Here is a 1,268-nt window from a genome sequence, read left to right as displayed (position 1 = left end):
GTGATAACTTGATATATAATAAATAAAAAAGAGATTAATGCTAATGTAAGTATATTAATTTTTATTTCTCTATTTATCATTAAATTACTCCTTACTGACGTCTTTATTCCAGAAATATCCGACACCTCTTTGTGTGATTATACAGTCAGGATTTTGTGGATTATCCTCAATTTTACTTCTCAATCTTTTTACATAAACAGAAAGAGTATTTTCATCGAAAAACACTTCGCCTTCATCTGCTATTTTTTTCAATATCTCATTTCTTTGTAACACTTTATGAGGATTTAGCATTAACGTTAATAAGAGTTTGTATTCTAAATGTGTTAAATTTATACTTTTCTCATGCTTAAAGGCTCTGGCTGCTTCAACTTCAAGCTGTATATTTTCAGACTTCAATATAGTATTAGAAGCTGTTTTAATTTTTTTTCTTAATTGTACTTTTACTCTAGATAATAGCTCTTTTACCCTGAAGGGTTTTGTTATATAATCATCTCCACCAATATCAAGGCCCATTACTACATTTGCCTCCTCATCCAGTGCTGTGAGAAAAATAATAGGTATATCACCTTTTCTTTTAAGATAGGTACATAAATCATACCCATTTCCATCTGGGAGTCCAACATCCAATATAGCTAAGTCAAATTTATTATTTTCGTATTGGTCTTTTGCATCTTGTACAGTAGAAACTCTTATGACCTCAAGTCCTTCTCCTTTTAGAGTAAACTCAATAGCCATTCCTAGATCGTTATCGTCTTCAACGAATAATACTTTATCCACAGTATCTCTCCTCATTTGTCTTTGATTATGGCAGTATTTTAGATTATGACAGTTATTTTACACGTTGATTGGCTAATTTAAAATAGTTTAGTATGGAAATGGATTTTTAGAGGCTTTTCTGAGTATAAGCATAATACCCAAATCGACTTAAAGCTTTTCAGTACATAATGAGATACAACAATTACTTAAAGCAGAATATTTATGTAATTCATACATGTACTTGCTTAAATTTTGAAAAACCTTGTAATAGTGTCTTGTTGAATTTGTACGTTTTTATACAATCAGTAAAGTTTTGTTTAAGTTATCTTATACAAAAATGTTAAATGAAATTTGAATTCACATTAATTATGTAAATGAATTTTAAAAAACAGATCATTGAGAATAAGAGCCGAATGGGAGCGGATTTTTGAGAATTTGAAAAGTATGTGTGTACTTAAATAAGTGTATAAAAGCCGTTTAATTTTAAAGTATATCTTAATCAGAGTTACGAG

The 1,268-nt window shown here is 29.0% G+C and carries 1 protein-coding gene; it reads right to left on the bottom strand.

Annotation, left to right across the window (positions count from 1 at the left end):
* Positions 1–84 precede the first annotated feature (84 nt).
* Positions 85–777: a response regulator transcription factor gene (locus ABWK52_RS26260; protein WP_000362055.1), complete on the bottom strand. Its 693-nt coding sequence runs from the start codon at positions 775–777 to the stop codon at positions 85–87.
* Positions 778–1,268: the final 491 nt, after the last annotated feature.

Origin of the sequence: Bacillus sp. AP50 (genome assembly GCF_040492675.1) — a bacterium.
GTDB lineage: Bacteria > Bacillota > Bacilli > Bacillales > Bacillaceae_G > Bacillus_A > Bacillus_A cereus.
The sequence above is the reverse complement of the archived record's forward strand: the minus strand, read 5'-3'. Positions and strand labels throughout refer to the sequence as shown.